Below are 16,581 nucleotides of genomic sequence, written 5' to 3'. Positions count from 1 at the left end.
CATTCAACGCACGGAGAATCTCAGTGTCGCGTTCCCATCGCACTCGTTTCACACGTCTCGCCATGGTCGTCCTTGCAGGGGCCACCGTCGCCGGCTGCTATCGCCCGCCGGATGCCACCGAATGGGGCCCCGAGGCCAAAGCCCATTTCGTAGCGAGCTGCACCCATGAGGTCCGTGCCGGCAACGGGACGACCACCACGATCGCAATCGCCGATCAGGCGACGTGTGAGTGCATCTACGACGAGATGGTGAACACCTTCAACCTCAAGTGGGACGACATGAAGGACTACGAACGGGAGCTTTCCCGAATGAGCGATGGCGATGATCCGCCCAAGGCGCCTGCGGCGCTGACGAAGGCCCTCGATGCGTGCGAGGACGCCGGCAAGGCCGGGCCTCGGGTCACCACCACCACCGCTGCGGACGAGGACGCGGAAGCGAAGTAGTGCTGTAGCAGCCGACGTTTCGTGGGTGACGCGGCAGTGTCACCCACGAAACCTTCGAGCTGCGAAACGTGCGGGCGACGGAGGCGTCAGGCGCCCTTGCGTCTGGGTTCGGGGAGCCCGACTCGCACCTCCGCCTCGGCGGTGGTGGGCCAGCGTTCGCGTGACTTCGCTGCGAGGGTGCGCATGAGTTTGATCGCCCCCGGATCGCTGTCGCCCGGGCGGGCGATGATGGAGCCATCCGCGATCATCCGTTCGATGATCTCTCGCCCGAGGTCGGTGCGCACGATCGTGAGGGTCCAGTCGTTGTCCTTGCCGATGCCGCCGGTGGAGATGTCGGCGTGCTCGGCAGCGAAATCTGGGCAGTGGTTGCAGCCCTCGCGGGTCCAGGCGTGGCATTCCTTGAGGTTGATCTCGTGGTACGCGCCGTCGCGCATCCAGATCTGGAACACGCCCTTGATGTTCATCTTGACGATCTCGGACTTCTCGATGGCGTACTTCGCCCAGAAGAGTTCCTCGAAGATCGAATCGTCGAAGGTCTTGGAGCAGAGCAGCCCGATGTTGAACAGGAACGGCTTGGACACCTTGCCGATCTTGCGCTGCCACATCGTCGGGGCGACCGAGCTCTGACAGCTCATGCCCACCTGCGCGAGGCGGGTGTATCCCTTGTCCCGGGCCTCGTCGAACGCGAGGGTGTTGGCCGAGTAGGTGTAGCGGCTTCCGGCCGCGTCCATGATGTCCTCGCGTGTCGTCGCCACACCGGGGACGGCCTTCCACGTCGACTGGTCGCGGTTCTCGAAGTAGCTGACGAGCGCCGCGTCGACGTAGTCGTTTTCGATGGCCCACAACAGAATCGCGGAGACGAGCCCACCGTCCTGGCCCATCTTGTGGACCATGTCGTCGGAGGCTCGGGTCAACAAGATGTCCTGGTAGATGCCGGCGAGTTCGTCCTCGGTGCGGCCGCGAGCGAACAGGTGCTCGTTGGCCCCTTCCTCCCAGGTGCGGAATCTGGGGCACGCACGGGTGCAGCTCGTGCAACCCTTCTGGCCGTGCACGCAGTCGTCCGGCCCGAGTTCCTCCTCGAGGTGGAACGGGCGGTAGCCGCCGGCCTCGTGGTTGTACCCGATGACGTCGTGGGGGCATGCGATGACGCATCCGGCGCATCCCGTGCACAGACCGGTGTCGATGACCTCGGCTTTGAGTTCGAGCCACTGGTTGGTCCAGCGTTCCTTCTTGGCCGGAGCCGGAGGGGTCTCGATCACAATTGACATGGTGTTGACCTTAGTTGTGTGACGCCTGGATCGTCCCATCCTTATCGTCTCTGTCAGCTGACGGGCGCCGGTGCGGCGCGGAGGTCGCGCCAGCGGGTCGGGTGGCGAAAGCTGACCGGTCGGTCAAGAATGTCGACATGGATCTGACCTACCCACCCGAAGCCGAAACGTTCCGCGTCGAGATTCGCACCTGGTTGGAAGAGAACCTTCCCCAGGGTTGGTTCGACGAGGGGTTCGAAATGACCCCCGAGGAAAAGCGCCGGTTCAACGACGAATGGACCACGAAGCTGTTCGACGGTGGGTGGATCTGTGCGACGTGGCCGACCGAGTACGGGGGTAAGGGGCTCACGACCATCCAGGGCGTGGTGCTGAGCGAGGAGTTCGCTCGGGCGAAGGCTCCCATGCGGGCCGACTTCTTCGGCGACACGCTGGTTGGTCCGACGATTCTCATGAACGGCACCGAGGAACAAAAGAAGTACTTCCTGCCGCGCATCCTCAACGGCACGATGCGATGGTGTCAGGGCTTCTCGGAGCCGAACTCGGGCTCGGACCTCGCGTCGCTCAAGACCTCCGCGGTGCTCGACGGTGACGAATGGGTGATCAACGGCCAGAAGGTGTGGACCACCCAGGCGCAATTCGCCGACTACTGCTTCGTGTTGGCCCGCACCGACCCCGACGCTCCGAAGATCCAGGCGGGAATCTCGTATCTGCTGGTGCCGATGGATCAGCCCGGCATCGAGGTCCGCCCGATCATCCAGCCCGACGGCACGGCCGAGTTCAACGAGGTGTTCTTCGAAAACGCCCGTTGTCCGAAGGACAATGTCGTCGGCGAACTCAACAACGGCTGGAAGGTCGCCAACGACACGCTGACCTTTGAACGCGGCATGTCGGCGACGACCGGGCACCGCCGTTTCGAGGAGGAGCACCGCCGGATGGTGGCGGCCGCCAAAGCGAACGGCAAGATCGACGACCCGTTCGTTCGTCAGGGGCTCGCGAAGTACTACTCGAAGATCCAGATTCTGCGGATCAACGGTCTGCGGAACCTGACCGCCGCGCTCACCGGCAAGCGCGATGCGGGCACCGCCGCGCTCGGGGCGACGAACAAGTTGTTCTGGTCGGAGATGCACCAGGATGCAATGCAACTGGCGCTCGCGATTTTCGGGGCCGGATCGATGCTGATCGACGCCGGTCCCGAGGACGGCTCCTGGCCGGGGCAGGGACGACTCGAAAAGCGCGATCACTATCCGGTGTCGCCGATGATGAGCACCTATTTCTTCAGCCGTTCCGAAACGATCTGGGGCGGATCGAGTCAGATCCAGCGCAACATTGTGGGTGAACGGGTGCTGGGCCTTCCTCGCGAACCGAAGCCGGCTGCACCGAAGAATTAGCGCTCTGGCGCAACCGTTGTCGGGCAACCCGGACCCATGTGGCCCTTAGGTTCGGTGGGTGACCGGGGGCCGTGTTGCGAAACGATTACGCTCGACGCCGTGCCGCAGACACCCCGAGGTGGGGGCGACAACCGATCGTCGCGCCGTCCATCCAATTCAGCGAGTTCCTCGGGCGGTCAGCGTCCGCCGTCGGGTGCCGCGCGCATGGTTCGCGGCGACGGTCGGCAATCCTCGTCGCAACAGCGTGGGTCGCAGCCCCGGGCGCCGCAGCAGCGTGCGCCGCAGCCCCGGGCGCCGCAGCAGCGAGCCTCGCAGTCACGCCCGTCGCAACCGCCACCCGGCCGCCCGACGCGGGCCCGGCTCCTCGGTCGCTGGGCGCTGGTCGTCGGTTGTGCGATGGTGCTGCTCGCCGGTGCCGCCGCCACGTGGGGGTACCTGCAGTTCCGGGGTATCTCGCGGGCCGATGTCGACCTGGCGGCCGGCGAAACGTTCGAGCCGACGAATTTCCTGATCGTGGGCAGCGACACCCGCGACCTCGACGTCGAGGTGGACGGCGGGCGTTCCAAGGAGACCCCCGATGGTCAGCGGGCCGACACGATCCTGATCGCGCGGGCCGACCCGGAGCTCGGCGCCGTGGAGATGCTGACGATTCCCCGAGATCTGTGGATCTCGGACGGCAAGGGCGGGCATCGCCGCATCAACTCCGCCTACAGTGACGGCCCCCAGGGCCTTATCGACGCGATCGATGAGTCTCTCGGAATCCCGGTGCACCACTACCTCGAGGTGAACTTCGAGAGCTTCCAGGGCCTCGTCGACGCGCTGGGCGGCATCGGGATGTACTTCGATCACCCGGTCTATGACGAACGGTCCGGGCTGAATATCAAGAAGAAGGGGTGCTACACCCTGGATGGCTCTCAGGCGTTGGCGTTCGCCCGATCCCGTTATCTGAATTATTCGAACGGTGTGAAATGGATCGCCGACCCCACGGGGGATTTGGGTCGTGCCACGCGCCAGCAGGTGTTCTTGCGTCGGGCGTTGTCGAAGGTTTCCTCGCTCGGCCTCAACAACGTCGGCTCCATCAAGGTGCTGGTGACGCTGGCTCGCGACTACTTGACCATCGACGACGACATGGGCCTTCGCGAGATGATGGACCTCATGGGCAGGTTCTCCGAGTTCGACCCGTCGAGCATGGCGATTCACCGCCTCGCCACCGATTCGGTGCGCGAAGGAAACGCGCTCGTCGAACAGCTGAACGAGCGCAAGTCCCAGCCGGTGATCGACGTGTTCACCGGCGCCGCACCGATGCAGACCCCCGAGCAGCTTGCGCTCGCAGCGGTCAAGCCCGAGAACGTGCTCGTCGATGTGTTGAACGGCACCGACACCCCCGGGCTCGCCAAGCAGGGTGCGGGAGCGCTTGAGCAGCTCGACTTCGGTATCGGCAACATCGCAGACGGCGAGGCCGTCACCGAGACGACGATCACCTACGCCGAGGGCTACGAAAAGGAGGCGTTGCTGGTGGCCTCGAAGATCCAGCCGACGCCGACCCTGGAAGTCGACTCCACGCTGACCGATGGGCGTGTGGTCCTCACGCTTGCTGGCACCCTGACCGTGCCCGGGGTGAATGCGCCGGCGACGACGGTGCCGACCGGAGTGATGGGCGCGGGATCGACCCCGACGACGGCGAGTTCTGCAGGCGCTGCGACTTCGTCTGCGGGTCGTGGCGATGCGGGCGCCACGACCGCGGTCGCCGCGGTCGACGGCGACAGCGGCGGGAGCAGCGCTGCGGCGATCGTCGATGAGGTGATCGGACTCCAGATCGGCGATCCCCCGGCGGGGATCACCTGCGATCCGTAGGTCCGCTCGCGAACCTCGCAGCGCCGGTCGGGAGCCGCAGCGCCCGAGTCGCAGGCCGGGGCTCGTCAGGAACTGGCGGCGCCGGTCGACTCGGCGATTTCAGCGCGGACCGCATCCATGTCGAGGGCCTCGATCTGCCCGATCAGATCCTCGAGCGCGGCCTGGGGGAGTGCCCCCGGCTGGCTGAACAACAAGATGCCGTCGCGAAACGCCATGATCGTGGGAATCGACTGGATGCCGAATGCTCCGGCGAGTTCCTGTTGAGCCTCGGTGTCGATCTTGGCGAAGGTGATGTCGGGGTAGCGCTCGGACGCCTCGCCGTAGATGGGGGCAAAGGCGCGGCACGGCCCGCACCACGACGCCCACCAGTCGACGAGCACGGTGCCGTCGCCGGTCACCGTGGATTCGAAATTGTCCTTGGTCAGGTCGATCGTGGCCATGTCGTGAGTGCCTTTCGGGTCGGGACCGGAGGTCGGTCCGTTCATGCAACCCTTAAACCCCCAGGGGTATTCCCGGAGGTGGGTTCATCGCTTGTGGGGGAGGGTCCGGCGGTGCGAGGGGTCAGTCGAGGGCCAGACGGACGGCCTGACGTTTGCCGCGCTGCAACACTGCACCGTCGAGGCCGGCGACCTCCAGGGTTTCGCACGAGGGGTCGAGTTTCACCCCGTCGAGTTTGATGCCGCCTTGTTGCAGCGTCCGTCGCGCGTCGCCGTTCGACGTCGCAAGCCCGGCGGCGACGAGGAGGGCGATCAACCCGACGGAGTCGCCGTCGGCCACGACGACGTGGGCGGCAAGCGCCTCGGCGTCGATCTGCTTTTTGGAGAATCGATTGGTGAACTCCTCGGCGGCTTTGGCGGCGGCGTCAGCACCCCAGTACAGCTCCACGACACGCTCGGCGACCCGGCGCTTGGCGGCATAGGGGTCGTCGGCCTGAAGCCGGGCGAAGTCCTCGAGTTCGGACCGGTTCCAGCTCGTCGTGAGCTCCGCGTAGTGCGGGGTGACGTCGTCGGAGATCGACATGATCTTGCCGTACTGCTCCGAGGGTGCCTCGCCGATCGCGACGTAGTTGCCGAGCGACTTTCCCATCTTGTCGGCACCGTCGGTGCCGCGCAGCAGCGGAACCGTAATCACGAGCTGGGGCAGGCGCTTCATCGCCGTCTGGAGTTGGCGGCCGACGAGGTTGTTGTAGGTCTGATCGGTGCCGCCGAGTTCGATGTCGGCGTCGATGAAGATCGAGTCGAGGCCCTGCATGAGCGGGTACATGAACTCCATCAACGAGATGGGCTGGCCAGCTTTGTAACGCTTGTTGAAGTCGTCGCGTTCGAGCAGGCGGGCGACCGTCATCAGCGACGTGTACCCCAACACCTCGGAGAAATCCATGGTGGCGAGCCACTCGGAGTTGTAGCGCACCTCGAGGCGATCCTCGCGAAGGATGCGCTTCACCTGATCGAGATAGGTCGCGGCGTTGGCGCGCACCTGCTCCTCGGACTGCACCTTGCGGACCTCGCTGCGACCCGTCGGATCGCCGACCCGACCGGTGAAGTCGCCGACGATCAGAACCGCCGTGTGGCCCAGGTCCTGGAACTGGCGGAGCTTGCGCAACACGACGGCGTGGCCGAGGGTCAACTCGGTTCCCGACGGGTCGATCCCCAGCTTGACCCGCAACGGACGCCGCTCGCTCGCAGCGCGGGCCAGGCGTGGGGCCAGGCCGTCGGCGGGGAGCACCTCGGCGACGCCGACGCTGAGTTCGTTGGCGGCTTCGACGAACTCGGCGGGTACCGCAGCATCGTGTGCCGTGGGCGGGTCGAGGTCGGGTTCGGCGGGGGTTGGCGTGGCGGGGTCGGCACTTCGTTGCGTCATGGCGCCCTTCAGGATACCGGCGGCGTCGCCGTAGCCCGGTGAGCCGATCCCCGGTCGCCGCCACCGACCCAGTTCGGTCTCGCACAGAACCGCACGGGCGACGCCTGTAGGCTCCGGCCATGGTCGATCACACCCCAACGCCGGACCCCTTCGCTCCCGCGACCCTCGGGAACCTGACACTTCGGAATCGCATCATCAAGGCGGCCACCTTTGAGGGGGTCATGCCGCGCGGCAAGGTGTCGGAGGAACTCATCGAGTTCCACCGCAACGTCGCTGCCGGTGGCGTCGCGATGACGACGGTCGCCTACTGCGCGACGTCGATGAGCGGCCGGGTGCACCGAGACACGATGGTGATGAGCGACGGGATCGTGCCCGACCTCACGCGTCTCACCGACGCGGTTCACGCCGAGGGGGCCAAGGCCCAGGCACAGATCGGCCACGCCGGCTACGTCGCGAACCAGGTGTCGAACGGTACGAAGACCCTGGGGCCGTCCACGCGATTTGCGGCGCCCGCCATGGGCATCGTGAAGGCGGCGACGGTCGAACAGATCCGCGGGATCATCGCCGACTACGTGAACGCCGCGAGGGTCGCCCGCGATTCGGGATTCGACTCGGTCGAGGTTCACATGGGCCACAACTACTTCGTGTCGAGCTTCTTCAGCCCCAACCTCAACAAACGCACCGACGCCTATGGGGGTTCGATCGAGAACCGGGCCCGGCTCGCCCGGGAGATCCTCGAAGCCATCCGCGCCGAGGTCGGCACCGAAATTGCACTCACCGGCAAACTCAACATGGTCGACGGCGTGGCCAAAGGCCTCTGGATCAACGAGTCGCTTCAGATCGCCGAGCTACTTCAGGACGACGGCCATCTCGATGCGCTTCAACTCACCGGCGGAAGCTCGCTGCTCAACGGCATGTATTTCTTCCGCGGCCCGGTTCCGATGCAGGAGTTCGTGGACGCGCAGCCGAAGATGGTCGGTCTGGGCCTCAAGGTCTACGGGCCGCGGATCTTTCCGACGTACCCGTTCGAGGAGGGGTTCTTCCTTCCCGAGGCCCGTCAGTTCCGCGACCGTTTGACGATGCCGTTGATCCTGCTCGGTGGCATCAACAAGGTCGACACGATCCACCATGCGATGGACGAGGGTTTCGAGTTCGTGGCGATGGGGCGGGCGCTGCTTCGCGAACCCGACCTGATCAACAAGATGCAGGCGGGGCGCGACGAATCGCTGTGCATCCACTGCAACAAGTGCATGCCGACCATCTACAGCGGCACGCGGTGCGTCATCACCGACCCCGACCCGATCAGGGTGGCTCGCTGAGCCACCGGGTGAAGCATCGAGGTGCGCCGACACGGGCGCGTCGACAACGATGGGGCGGGCGCCGAAGCTCGGCGCTGATGGGAGACCACGGTGAGGAATTCACGGTCGATGTCGACGCGCCCGGGCCGCACCGGGGCTGCGGTCCTGTTAGCCGTGTTGTCGGCCATGGCGATCGTGTCGGTGTCCTGCAGCGGCGACGATGGCCCGGACACCGCTGACGGCGCTCCGACGACGGCAGCGGAGCAGACCGGTTCCGATCCGGGCGACGTCCCGGAACGCGAATGTGACGGCAGCGTCGAATCGCCCGACACCCGCTTCATCGTCGACACCTGTGGCCGGGTGGTCATCTTGCGCGGTGTGAACGTCGAAAGCTCCTCCAAGGGCGACAGCCAGGACGGCGATCACCTTCCCAAATCCGGCATCGATGGACAGGCGGCGTTGACGAACTGGGGGTGGAACACCGTTCGCTTCCTCGTGTTCTGGGGGCCGCTGGAACCCGAGGAGGGTCGCTACGACGAGACCTACCTCGATGGGGTCGAGCGCTGGCTCGATTACTACGCGGACCACGACATCCATGTCGTGTTGGACATGCACCAGGACCTCTACGGATGGACGATCGGCGGCGACGGTGCCCCGGATTGGGCGGTCGACTCCAAGGGACTGATCCCCGGTCCGGTCGACGAGTCGATGCCGTGGTATGTCAAGGGGGCGGATCCGGCGGTGCAGGCCGCCTACCAGTCGTTCTGGAATCCCACCGAAGGCCAACCCGACCTCAAGCAGAAGTACCTCGCTGCGCTGACGCACCTGGCCGATCGCTTCAAGGACCACCCCGCCGTGATCGGCTACGACGTGATGAACGAGCCGGCGTTCGCCAACGGCGATCTCACCGAGACACTGGCCATCCAGAGCGAGGCGGCCGCTGGAAGGTTCCAGAACGAGAACCTCACCGAGTTCATGCAGGGCGGCATCGATGCGGTGCGCGCGGTGGACCAGAACTCGTGGGTCTTCGTCGAACCGACATCGCTGCTCAACGCCTTTCCCTATGCGGGCGACCTCATCGAGTCGTCGCTGACCGACCCGCGCGAGGGCCCGCCGCGGCTGGTGTACGCGGGCCACCTGTACGAACCGGCGGTTCACGACGGCGCCGGTTACGCCGAGGGGTCGACCTATCTCGAACAGTGGTGGTCGATGCGCCCCGCCGAGGCGGCGGAGATGAATGCCGCGCTGTGGTTCGGCGAATGGGGCGGGTCGCCCGAACAGGACCGTATGGCCGACTACATCACCGAGGTGTTGCGTGCCTCCGATTCCGCCATGGCCGGTTGGGCGTGGTGGAGCTGGGACCCGGGGGGTTGGTCGCCGATCGCTGAGGATCTCACCACCGAAACGGCGAACGGTACAGCCCTCAAGTGGGTGCAGCCCCGGGCGATCGCGGGCACCCCGACCGCATTCGGATGGGACCGCGACGCCGGCCGGTTCACCCTGGAGTGGACCGAACGTGTCGAGGCGGTGGGAACCACCGACATCGCGGTTCCCGCAGGGCTGTTCGCCGAGGGGATCGAGGTCGTGGTCGATCACGACGTCGTCGAGTCTCCGGAGTGGGACCAGCAGCGATCGGTGTTGAGCCTCGAGGTGGATCGGTCGTTGGCCGACCACACGGTGTGCATCGCGGCGGCCGGTTCGGGCGCGTGCCCGGCCGGCTGAACCGTCGCCTGAACCGTCGCGATCGAGTTCTGGGCGCGCTAGCGGGTCGGATGTGACCCGCTAGCGCGCCCAGAACGCTTTTGAGGTGCCAGCGACGTCGCGAGCGCGCCTATGCTGTCGATCCCCGCCCTCGTAGCTCAGGGGATAGAGCATCGCCCTCCGGAGGCGTGTGCGCAGGTTCGAATCCTGCCGAGGGCACCACATCGCAACGCCGGGCGGGCGGTTGCCGAGCGGTTGCCGAGCGGTGAACTCACTTCGACGCCTCGTCGGCGGGGAGTAGGCTCACCCTTCCCGCTCACCCTCACCGCCTACCTGCCGTCGCCGCAGGGTTGGGCGGCGTTGCCAGCATTCACCTGCGATGGAGAAATCGTGATTCGTCACCAGCTCACCGAAGCGCTTCGGTCTCACCTCTCCGCGGTCGGCATCGAAGTCGACGGCCCGATCCACATCGAGGAACCGCAGCGACGCGAGCACGGTGACTGGTCATCGAACGTCGCGATGGCGAACGCCAAGCGCAACGGCCGTGTCCCACGCGAGCTCGCCCAGGAACTGGTCGATCGCATCAACGCCGACCTGCCGCCACACGTCGCACGCGCCGAGATCGCCGGCCCTGGATTCGTGAACTTCCACCTTGAACCGACCTGGTTGCACGACGTGCTGCGCGCCGTGGTCGCCGCCGGGGTGCAGTCGTATGCCCGCTCCGACACCGGTGGCGGTCGCAAGGTCATGGTCGAGTTCGTGTCGGCGAACCCCACGGGGCCGCTACATGCCGGTCACGCCCGCGGCGCCACCTACGGCGACGCGTTGGCACGCCTGTTGGACCGGGTCGGCTACGACGTCACCCGCGAGTTCTACATCAACGATCGCGGCTCGCAGATGCTCAAGATGGGCGCCTCGATGCTGGCGCGGGCAACGGGCCAGGCGGTGCCCGAGGACGGTTACGCCGGCGCCTACATCGCGCAGTGGGCAACCCAGCTGACCCCCGAGACCGTCGCGTCGAACGACGTCGAGGCGGCCACCGAGGTCGGCTATCGGTGCGCGCTCGCCGATCAGCGCGAAGTGCTCGCGGAGCTCGACATCAACTTCGATGTCTGGTTCTCGGAGCGGTCGTTGGTGGAGTCGGGGGCGATCGAGCGCACGCTGAGCGACCTGCGCGACCGCGGCGTGGTCTATGACGCCGATGGTGCGGTGTGGCTGCGCTCGACGGACTTCGGCGACGACAAGGACCGGGTGTTGGTGAAGTCCGACGGCTCGTTCACGTACCTGTTGCCCGACATCGCATATCACCGGGACAAATTCGCCCGCGGATTCGACCTGCTCATCAACGTCTGGGGCGCCGATCATCACGGCTATGTCCCGCGCATGCGCGCCGCGATCGTCGCGCTGGGCCATGACGCTGCCCAGTTCGAGGTGCAGATCACCCAGTTGGTGAAGCTGCTCAGCAATGGTGCCGAGGTGAAGATCTCGAAGCGGACGGGCAACATCATCGAACTCCGAGACGTCGTCGACGAGGTCGGCCCCGACGCCACCCGACTGGTGTATCTGCTGCAATCCCTCGACACCCCCCAGACGGTCGATCTCGGTGTCATCGCCAGTGCGTCGATGGACAATCCCGTGTACTACATCCAGATGGCTCATGCCCGGCTGTGTTCGATCGCGGCGAAGGCCGCCGAGCGGGGCATCGTGGCTCCCCCGCTCGAAAGCGTCGAGCTCGGCGTGCTGGTTCATGGCCGCGAACTCGAGGTGCTGCGAGGACTGAACTCGCTTCCTCAGGTGATCGAATTGGCGGCCCGCGATCGGGCCCCTCACAAGGTCACGACCTGGCTTCGCGAGTTCGCCGCGGAGGTGCACGGCTGGTATCACGACTGCCCGGTTCTTCGCGACGATGTGGACGAAGCGACGCGCTCCGCCCGACTGTGGCTCGCCGAGGCCGCACTTGTCGGGTTGCGGGTCGGGCTCTCGGTGCTCGGAGCGACGGCCCCCGACCAGATGGCGTTCCTCGACGCCGAGGCCGACGCGGCGAACGACGACGCGACGGCGGATGGGGCGGGCGGCGACGCGGGCACACCGTCGTGAGTCGCTTCGCCACCTACCTGCTCCCCGACAACGCCTCGGTCGACTCCGAGGGACAGCTGTGCATCGGTGGATTGCGGGCGACCGACCTCGCCGAGGAGTTCGGAACCCCGCTGTTCGTCTACGACGAGGACCACCTTCGGATGCGCATGCGCGAAGCGGTCGCGGCGTTCGGCCCGGGGGTCGCGTACGCGTCGAAGGCGTTCCTGTGCGGAGCGGTCGCCCGGATGGCCCACGAGGAGGGGATGAAGATCGACGTCGCCTCCGGTGGCGAGTTGTTCGTGGCGCTGCGCGCCGAGGTTCCGGGGGAGCGCATCGTCCTGCACGGCAACAACAAGAGTGACGCGGAGCTGATCGAGGCGATCGAAGCGAACGTGTCGAAGATCGTCGTCGACAGCTTCGACGAGTTCGACCGACTGGAACGACTGCTCGGCCCCGGCGGCACACATGAGTCCTTCGCCCCGCAACCCATCATGATCCGGGTGACCCCGGGTATCGAGGTGCACACCTTCGACGAGGTGCAGACGGGACAGGTCGACTCGAAGTTCGGTTTCGGCTGGGGAAGCGGCGACGCTCATCGAGCGGCTCAGCGGGCGAATGACTCCGGCGCGGTCGAGTTGCTCGGACTTCACGTCCACATCGGCAGCCAGGTCTTTTCGGTCGACAACTTCGCGTCGGCGATCGAAATGGTGGCTCCGCTGGCGAAGGAGCTCGCGGCGGAGGAGTTCTGCGTCGGTGGCGGCCTCGGCGTCGCCTATGTCGACGGGGAAGAGGGTTCGACGATCTCGGCGTGGGCGGCGGCGGTCAAGCGCGTGTGTGCCAAGGCGGGCATCGACGCCGATGTCACCGCCGAACCCGGTCGATCGATCGTCGCCCAGGCAGGAATGACGCTGTACCGGGTGGGGACCATCAAACGCATTCCAGGGGTGCGCACCTATGTGGCGGTCGACGGCGGGATGAGCGACAACCCCCGTCCGGTGTTGTACGGGTCGGGATATGAGACGTTCCTTCCCCGAGCGGTGACCGCGTCGCGACCCGACGTGGTCCGCGTCGTCGGCAAGCACTGCGAATCAGGCGATGTCCTGGTTCGCGAGGCGGCGCTGCCGGCCGACCTCGCGGTGGGCGACATCGTGTGCACGCCGGTGACCGGAGCGTACGGACACTCGATGGGTTCCAACTACAACAAGGTCCCGCGTCCGGCGGTGGTGTTCGTGTCGAGGGGATCGGCTCGCCTCGTGGTGCGACGCGAGACCTATGACGATCTGACGCGGCTCGACCTCGAGTGATCGTCGGGCGGTCGCCTGCGGCCGGGGTCCATGCGGTCGGGGTCCCTGCGGGCGACGGCGTCGGGACCTAGGCTCGACCCGAATCGCCACCGGTGGTTCGAACGACGACGCGGCTTCGTGCCGCACCACCTCGAAGGAGCATGAGTGCCGAGCAGCGCATTGGGTCTTCCCGACCTGGTGGCAGCCATGCCTGCTGCAACCGCCGTAATCGATCAGTGGGGCCGCACCATCACTGCGAACCAAGCGTGGCTACCGCTTGCCGGCGACGTCGCGCCGTTGTTCGGGGCGGCAACGACCGCGGCGGGTGTTTCCGGCGCTGGTGAGCCCGAATCGGTGCGGTTGACCGGCGCGGCGGCTCAGGTCCGTGCCGTGTTGCAGGGCGAGCGCGATGCCGTCGAGGTCGATGCGCTTGTCGGCGGCCGCGAGATGCTGCTGCAGGTCGTCGCGATCGGTGAAGGAGCGTCCTACTCGTTGGCGGTGATCACGCCGGTTCACCTACCAGCACCGGCACCTCCGGCGGCTCCGGCACCTCCGGTGGCGCCGATGGCCGACGTCACGCCGAACCCGACCGTGCAGTCCGCCGCCGGAGTCGATCAGGAACCGTCCGAAGTCGACGCCACCCTCAGAACCAACAACGGGGCGCTGCCGGGTCGCGAACTCTTCTGTGAACTGTTGGCGCAGGCTTCGACGATGTCGGCTCGTCACGGGTTCATTCCGGTCGTGTTGGCGGTCGTCATCGACGGCCTCGACCACGTCGAGGCGAACCACGGGGCTGAGGCGCGCCGCGACGTGCTCGTCGCGATGGCGTCGAGGTTCAAGTCCGGGCTCCGGCCGAGCGACTTCCTCGCTCAACCCGATAGCGAGTCGTTTCTGGTGCTGTTGCCCGACGTCGACTCGATCGAGACAGCGGAGCACATCGCTCACCGGCTCTGCGTCGAACAATCCCAACCGTTTCGCGTGGGCGACCGTCGCCTCCACGTCAGCATTCGTGTCGGCATCGCCGGTGCCGACCCGCGCAAGTCCGCGGAGGCGGTCGTGTCCGCAGCGACCGAGGCACTCGATGCGACCACGCCGCTTCCCGACCACGCCGTGATCGATCTGACCGGGGTCGAACCGGGCGGGGAGCGCGACGAGCTCCGCGTCGTGTCGGTGGCCAACGCGCAGCGTCGTCGCGACTCCCTGCCGAGGCCGGTGCGCAAGATCGATCTCCGGGAGATGAAGGACGAGGAGTTGATCAGCTACTACCAGCCGATCTTCGACGTCCGAAACGATCGCGTCGTTGCAGGTGAGGCGCTGATGCGCTGGCGCCACCCGCACTATGGGGTGCTGTCGGCCGGCGAGTTCCTCGGGCTGGCGATCAACGCCTCGATGTTGGCCACCCTGACCGATCAGGCCCTGGTGCGTGCCACCGAGACCTGGGCGGAAATCCGCGATGGGTTCGGGCCCGTGCCGCCGCGGTTGTTCGTGAACCTCAGCCCCGAACAGCTGTTGAGTCGCGTGGCGGTCGATCGTCTCTACCACCTGCTCGTGGCGACCGGGTTGCCGCCAGCCGACGTGGTCGTCGAAGTGACCGAGGAGGCCATGGCGACACGGTTCGGGGAGATGATCTCGGTGCTCGCCGAGCTGCGCGACCAGGGTCTGCACGTCGCGCTCGACGATTTCGGAAGCGGCTACTCCTCGCTGGGGCGGCTGCGCCACCTCCCCGTCGACGTCATCAAGGTCGACCAGTCGATGGTGCGCGGCCTCGAGACCGATCGGCGGGCCCGCCAACTGCTCGCAGCGGTATCGACGATGGCCACCGAGCTCGACGTCGACTGCATCGTCGAGGGCATCGAGACCGCAGCCGAGGCCGACATCGTCGTCGACCTAGGGTTCCGGTATCTCCAAGGGTATTTCTTCGCGCGCCCGTGTTCCGCGGACGATTTCGTCGCGCTCGTCACGCGCTCCGATGCGGCCGCCGTCGCGCCTCCGGTCTGACCGGCCGGGCAGACCCGGCGGTCGGCGCCCACCACTACCATGGTGCGACCCGGCCCGGAGCGGAAGCGATGAGTGATCAAGTGAGTGAACATGGCAACGGTGGCGCCACCGAAGTCCAGCGCGCGTCCCGCGTTCGGATCGGCCTGTTGGGATGTGGCAACGTCGGTGCCGCGCTCGTCGAGTTGATCGGCAGGGAGGCAGCCGCGATCGAACGCCGTACGGGCATCCGCCTCGAGATCGCCCGCATCGCCGTGCGATCGATGCTCAAAGACCGCGGCATCGCCGTGAGCGAGTCGATGTTCACCACCGACGCGGCGGCCATCGTGGCGGATCCCGACATCGATCTGGTGGTGGAGGTGCTCGGCGGCATCGAGCCGGCGCGGAGCCTGATCGCCACCGCGCTGCAGGCCGGCAAGCCCGTCGTGACCGCCAACAAAGAACTGCTGGCGAACGTAGGTACCGAGCTCGCAGCGGTCGCGGACGACGCCGGGGTCGACCTGTTGTTCGAGGCCGCCGTCGCCGGTGGGATTCCACTGATGCGCCCGTTGCGGGAGTCGTTGGTCGGCGAGCGCGTCACCCGGGTGATGGGCATCGTCAACGGCACGACGAATTTCATTCTCAGCCAGATGAGCGACCACGGCACCGGGTATGCAGAGGCGCTCGCGGAGGCGCAGAGCCTGGGGTTCGCGGAACGCGACCCGACCGCCGATGTCGAGGGCTTCGATGCCGGGGCGAAAGCGGCGATCATCGCGACGGTCGCCTTCGGGTGTCGGGTCGTCGCGGGCGACGTGTACCACGAGGGCATCTCGAACATCAGCGCGGCCGACATCGCCTATGCCCGCCAGATGGGGTACCTGATCAAGCTGTTGGCGATCTGCGAACAATTCGACGACGGTTCGGTCGCCGTGCGCGTTCACCCCACGATGGTTCCGGTCGATCACCCGCTCGCAGGCGTGGCCGGGAGTTTCAACGCCGTGTTCGTCGAGGGTGAGGCGGTGGGCGACCTGATGTTCTACGGGCGCGGTGCCGGTGGGGCCCCGACCGCGTCGGCCGTGCTCGGCGACGTGATCGACGCCGCCCAGAACCTCTCGCAGTCCACGCACGGATCGCTCGGCACGTTGTCGCAGTGCCGTGTGCGTTCGATCGATGAGTTGTCCTCTGCCTTCTACCTCAACCTCGAGGTGAGCGACGAGCCCGGAGTGCTCGCTGCGGTCGCCGGAATTTTCGGCGAGCACGACGTGTCGATCCGTTCGATGGAACAAGAGGGGCTCGGCGCGCAGGCTCGGTTGGTGTTCATCACCCACGAGGCGTCGGAGTCGTCGGTGCGTTCCACCCTCAAAGCCCTCACCGCGTTGAGCGCGGTGCAGCGGGTCAATTCCGTGTTGCGGGTCATCGGACCCGACAGTTGACCC

Annotated in this window: 12 protein-coding genes and 1 tRNA gene; 10 read left to right on the top strand and 3 right to left on the bottom strand. The window is 66.5% G+C overall.

What is annotated here, in order from left to right; genetic code table 11:
* Window positions 1-62 precede the first annotated feature (62 nt).
* Window positions 63-443 carry a hypothetical protein gene (locus M9952_11250; GenBank protein MCO5313494.1) on the top strand — a complete coding sequence of 127 codons (381 nt, stop codon included), beginning with the start codon at window positions 63-65 and terminating at the stop codon, window positions 441-443.
* A gap of 86 nt (window positions 444-529) precedes the next feature.
* Here M9952_11250 and M9952_11245 read toward each other — a convergent pair whose 3' ends face one another.
* Window positions 530-1,711 (bottom strand): Coenzyme F420 hydrogenase/dehydrogenase, beta subunit C-terminal domain, encoded by a 1,182-nt coding sequence (locus M9952_11245; protein MCO5313493.1) that lies wholly within the window; start codon window positions 1,709-1,711, stop codon window positions 530-532.
* A gap of 137 nt (window positions 1,712-1,848) precedes the next feature.
* Here M9952_11245 and M9952_11240 point away from each other — a divergent pair, with 137 nt between their 5' ends.
* Window positions 1,849-3,099, top strand: coding sequence for an acyl-CoA dehydrogenase family protein (locus M9952_11240; protein MCO5313492.1), 1,251 nt, complete (start codon window positions 1,849-1,851; stop codon window positions 3,097-3,099).
* Between the two features lie 396 nt (window positions 3,100-3,495).
* Entirely contained in the window at window positions 3,496-4,953 is a 1,458-nt protein-coding gene (locus M9952_11235) for an LCP family protein (GenBank protein MCO5313491.1), read from the top strand.
* 65 nt (window positions 4,954-5,018) lie between these two features.
* Here the strand turns inward: M9952_11235 and trxA are convergent, their stop codons facing one another.
* Entirely contained in the window at window positions 5,019-5,438 is a 420-nt protein-coding gene (gene trxA, locus M9952_11230) for a thioredoxin (protein MCO5313490.1), read from the bottom strand.
* Window positions 5,439-5,514: 76 nt separating this feature from the next.
* Window positions 5,515-6,813, bottom strand: a complete 1,299-nt coding sequence (tyrS, locus tag M9952_11225; GenBank protein MCO5313489.1) for a tyrosine--tRNA ligase — start codon at window positions 6,811-6,813, stop codon at window positions 5,515-5,517.
* A 119-nt stretch (window positions 6,814-6,932) separates the two neighbouring features.
* Here tyrS and M9952_11220 point away from each other — a divergent pair, with 119 nt between their 5' ends.
* The 7 genes from M9952_11220 to M9952_11190 all read left to right on the top strand — a co-directional run bounded on the left by M9952_11220 (window position 6,933) and on the right by M9952_11190 (window position 16,578).
* Window positions 6,933-8,132, top strand: a complete 1,200-nt coding sequence (locus M9952_11220) for an NADH:flavin oxidoreductase (GenBank protein MCO5313488.1) — start codon at window positions 6,933-6,935, stop codon at window positions 8,130-8,132.
* Window positions 8,133-8,222: 90 nt separating this feature from the next.
* Entirely contained in the window at window positions 8,223-9,833 is a 1,611-nt protein-coding gene (locus M9952_11215) for a cellulase family glycosylhydrolase (GenBank protein MCO5313487.1), read from the top strand.
* A 126-nt stretch (window positions 9,834-9,959) separates the two neighbouring features.
* Window positions 9,960-10,034 (top strand) — tRNA-Arg (locus tag M9952_11210).
* A 168-nt stretch (window positions 10,035-10,202) separates the two neighbouring features.
* Window positions 10,203-11,909 carry an arginine--tRNA ligase gene (gene argS / locus M9952_11205; GenBank protein ID MCO5313486.1) on the top strand — a complete coding sequence of 569 codons (1,707 nt, stop codon included), beginning with the start codon at window positions 10,203-10,205 and terminating at the stop codon, window positions 11,907-11,909.
* Window positions 11,906-13,192 carry a diaminopimelate decarboxylase gene (gene lysA / locus M9952_11200; GenBank protein MCO5313485.1) on the top strand — a complete coding sequence of 429 codons (1,287 nt, stop codon included), beginning with the start codon at window positions 11,906-11,908 and terminating at the stop codon, window positions 13,190-13,192. Before argS ends, lysA begins: the two co-directional genes overlap by 4 nt.
* 186 nt (window positions 13,193-13,378) lie before the next feature.
* Window positions 13,379-15,169 (top strand): GGDEF domain-containing phosphodiesterase, encoded by a 1,791-nt coding sequence (locus M9952_11195; protein MCO5313484.1) that lies wholly within the window; start codon window positions 13,379-13,381, stop codon window positions 15,167-15,169.
* Between the two features lie 68 nt (window positions 15,170-15,237).
* Window positions 15,238-16,578: a homoserine dehydrogenase gene (locus M9952_11190; protein ID MCO5313483.1), complete on the top strand. Its 1,341-nt coding sequence runs from the start codon at window positions 15,238-15,240 to the stop codon at window positions 16,576-16,578.
* The last annotated feature ends 3 nt before the right edge of the window (window positions 16,579-16,581 follow it).

It is taken from the genome of Microthrixaceae bacterium (assembly GCA_023957975.1).
In the GTDB taxonomy this organism is placed as follows: Bacteria; Actinomycetota; Acidimicrobiia; order Acidimicrobiales; family Microtrichaceae; genus JAMLGM01.
This window is presented reverse-complemented; position numbering and strand designations above follow the sequence as displayed.

Coding starts and splice junctions, on each gene's coding strand:
- M9952_11250 (MCO5313494.1), top strand. CDS start 63: ATGGTCGTCCTTGCAGGGGCCACCGTCGCCGGCTGCTATCGCCCGCCG.
- M9952_11245 (MCO5313493.1), bottom strand. CDS start 1,711: ATGTCAATTGTGATCGAGACCCCTCCGGCTCCGGCCAAGAAGGAACGC.
- M9952_11240 (MCO5313492.1), top strand. CDS start 1,849: ATGGATCTGACCTACCCACCCGAAGCCGAAACGTTCCGCGTCGAGATT.
- M9952_11235 (MCO5313491.1), top strand. CDS start 3,496: ATGGTGCTGCTCGCCGGTGCCGCCGCCACGTGGGGGTACCTGCAGTTC.
- trxA (MCO5313490.1), bottom strand. CDS start 5,438: ATGAACGGACCGACCTCCGGTCCCGACCCGAAAGGCACTCACGACATG.
- tyrS (MCO5313489.1), bottom strand. CDS start 6,813: ATGACGCAACGAAGTGCCGACCCCGCCACGCCAACCCCCGCCGAACCC.
- M9952_11220 (MCO5313488.1), top strand. CDS start 6,933: ATGGTCGATCACACCCCAACGCCGGACCCCTTCGCTCCCGCGACCCTC.
- M9952_11195 (MCO5313484.1), top strand. CDS start 13,379: ATGCCTGCTGCAACCGCCGTAATCGATCAGTGGGGCCGCACCATCACT.
- M9952_11190 (MCO5313483.1), top strand. CDS start 15,238: ATGAGTGATCAAGTGAGTGAACATGGCAACGGTGGCGCCACCGAAGTC.